Source organism: Acidisphaera rubrifaciens HS-AP3 (assembly GCF_000964365.1).
GTDB lineage: Bacteria > Pseudomonadota > Alphaproteobacteria > Acetobacterales > Acetobacteraceae > Acidisphaera > Acidisphaera rubrifaciens.
Genome location: NZ_BANB01000226.1, coordinates 1 through 2,885 on the forward strand (window position 1 = coordinate 1; position 2,885 = coordinate 2,885).

At 72.3% G+C, this 2,885-nt stretch carries 2 protein-coding genes; both read left to right on the forward strand.

Annotated elements, in window-relative coordinates; translation table 11 throughout:
• Nucleotides 1–1,458: 1,458 nt before the first annotated feature.
• Nucleotides 1,459–2,055: an anthranilate synthase component II gene (locus B8460_RS07830; protein WP_048861031.1), complete on the forward strand. Its 597-nt coding sequence runs from the start codon at nt 1,459–1,461 to the stop codon at nt 2,053–2,055.
• Nucleotides 2,056–2,082: 27 nt separating this feature from the next.
• The coding region (gene trpD / locus B8460_RS07835; RefSeq protein ID WP_048861030.1) for an anthranilate phosphoribosyltransferase at nt 2,083–2,885 on the forward strand (803 nt) is incomplete at its 3' end.

Genomic DNA, 2,885 nt, shown 5'->3' on the forward strand with positions numbered 1-2,885 from the left:
TTCAGACGTGTGCTCTTCCGATCTGGCGACCACCGGGCCGACGATGCGGTGCGGGGCGCAGGCCAGCGCCTCGCGGATGCGCGCCGCGTCCTGTGGCGCGCGGCGCGGCGTCCCCTCGCCCGCCATCAGCGCGCGTTCGCCGGTGTCGAGGAAGCTCTCGGCCGGCAGCCCCTCGGCGAGCAGCACGGCATGGGTCGCGAGTTCGACGTGGTGATAGGTGACGCGCGCGGCCGGCATCTGCGCGACCGTCGTGCCGTTGATCAGGTAGCGGACCGGGATCAGCACGCCCTCGGCATGGATCGCGTGATCGGGCGAGAGGAACAGGTCGCGCGACGGCACGCCGGGCGCGAAGGCGCCGGCGGCGACGCGCACCGGGCGGACCCGGCGCGGGTCGGGGTGGCCGGCGCAATCGACCTCGCGCCGTCCGACCCACACGACGGGATGCGTCGATCCGTCCTCGGTTAGCACCGCATCGCCGGGCGCCAGCGTCTCCACCGCGCGGGGGCCGTCGGGCGTCGCGATCGCCGTGCCGGCCGCGAAACAGGGCATGGCGCCGAGGACGCCCATCGCCGAGTAGTCCGGCACGTCGAGCGTGACGCCGAGATCGGCGGCGTAGGTGCCGAGCAGGTGGAAGGGCACGGCAAGGGCCAGCAGCAGCCCGGCGCCAACCACGTTGTTGTCGGCATAGGCGGTCGCGGCGGCCTGCAGCAGCGCGTTGTGATAGGCCGGCCCGACCAGATCCTGCCCGCCGTAATGCGCGATGGACTCGCTCTGGACAATCGTCCCTTCGTAGCGCGGCGGATCGACCGCGTAGTTGCCGACGGGATCGCCGTACTCGACGTAGTTGGTCAGCAACGATGGCCGCGCGAAGAAATAGTCCGGGATGCCGGGCGCGCCGAAGGTGACGCCGGGCAGGTTCAGGATGGCAGCCACTGCCTCCGCGTTGGCGCCGCCGAGCGAGTGGCCGTCGAGATAGACGTTGGTCGAGGCGTAGCCGTCGATCCCCGCCGCCGACAGTGCCGTATTGGCAAAGGAGAGCGCGGTCAGATACGACGGCGCGGGCAGTCCCTTGAAGATCGCCGCATCGTTGACGAGCTGCGCCGCGGTGAAGACCGGATTGCCGGTAAAAAGGTTGGTGCCCTCGTAGACGATCATCACTTGTCCGGTGGGATCGACCAGCGCCGCACCGTAGAAACCGGTGATCGCACTATACTGGGTGACGGGCTTGCCGTTGAGCATGAGATAGCTGAAGCCCGGCGGCAGCGGGGCGGCGCCCTGGCTGTAGCTCCAGTCGGCGGCGTTGAGGTAGTCGGCGATGCTGGGCTGGGTTGTGCTGGACATGGCGGCCTAAGGTATCCCCCCGGTCGGCGTGCACGCGGCGGTTGATACATACCGCGGCGCAGAGGCTCTGTCATGCTGCGCGTTGACCCCGCCGGGCCGGCCGCGCACGATGGCGCGATGATCCTGCTGATCGACAACTACGACAGCTTCACGTTCAACCTCGTCCACTTCCTGGGCGACCTGGGCGCGGTGTGCGACGTGCGGCGCAACGACGCGCTGACGCCCGGCGAGGCGCTGGCGCTCGCGCCGGAGGCGATCGTGCTGTCGCCCGGCCCCTGCACGCCGACCGAGGCGGGCATCTGCCTCGACCTGATCGCGGCGGCGGCGGGGCGGGTGCCGATCCTCGGCGTGTGCCTGGGTCATCAGGCGATCGGACAGGCGTTCGGCGGCACGGTCGCGCGCGCGCCGGTGCCGATGCACGGCAAGACCAGCGCGATCAGCCACCAGTCCACCGATCTGTTCGAGGGGCTGCCCTCGCCGTTTCAGGCGACGCGCTATCACAGCCTGATCGTCGAGGCGGCGGACCTGCCGGCGGAGCTGGTCGCGACGGCGCACAGCGACGACGGGCTGATCATGGGCCTGCGTCACCGCAGCCTGCCGGTCTATGGCGTGCAGTTCCACCCGGAGAGCATCGCGACCCGGCACGGGCACGATATCCTGCGCAACTTCCTCGCCCTCGCGCGCGGACGCAACGCGCCGGCCCACGCCGCTTAAGGCGGGCGCCCGCGCCGGCCGCCCCCGATGGACCTCAAGCCCACCCTTGCCCGCGTCGCGGCGGGCCACACGCTGAGCGAGCCGGAGGCCGAGGCCGCGTTCGGCATCATCATGGCCGGCGAGGCGACGCCCGCGCAGATCGCGGGCCTGGTGATGGCGATGCGCGTACGCGGCGAGACGGTGGCGGAGGTGACGGGCGCGGTGCGCGCGATGCGGGCCCGCATGACGGCGGTGAGCGCGCCGCCCGAGGCGATTGACGTGTGCGGCACCGGCGGCGACGGCGCCGGCACGCTGAACGTCTCCACCGCCGTGACCTTCGTCGTTGCCGGCTGCGGCGTGCCGGTCGCCAAGCACGGCAACCGGGCGCTTTCGTCGCGCGCGGGCGGGGCGGACGTGCTCGGCGCGCTGGGCGTGGAGGTGGACGTGCCGCTCGATGCCCTGCCGGCGATTATGGCGGCGGCGGGCTGCGCGTTCCTGTTCGCCCCGCGCCACCACGCGGCGCTGCGCCACGCGAGCGGACCGCGCGTGGAACTCGGCACCCGCACGATCTTCAACCTGCTGGGCCCGCTTGCCAATCCGGCGGGGGTGCGGCGGCAGCTGACCGGCGTGTATGCCCCCGTCTGGGCGCCGGTGATGGCGGAGACGCTGCTGCGGCTGGGCAGCAGCGATGCGTGGATCGTGCACGGGCAGGGGCTGGACGAGCTGACGCTCGCCGGGCGCAACGAGGTGGCGGCGCTGCGCGGCGGCACGGTCGAGCGGTTCACCGTGGAGGCCGCGGATGCCGGGCTGGCGGCGGCGCCGCTGGAGGCGATCCGGGGCGGGGACGCGAC

Bases quoted from the DNA above. Each gene is read 5' to 3' on its own strand.
- B8460_RS07830 (WP_048861031.1), top strand. From the start codon at position 1,459: ATGATCCTGCTGATCGACAACTACGACAGCTTCACGTTCAACCTCGTC.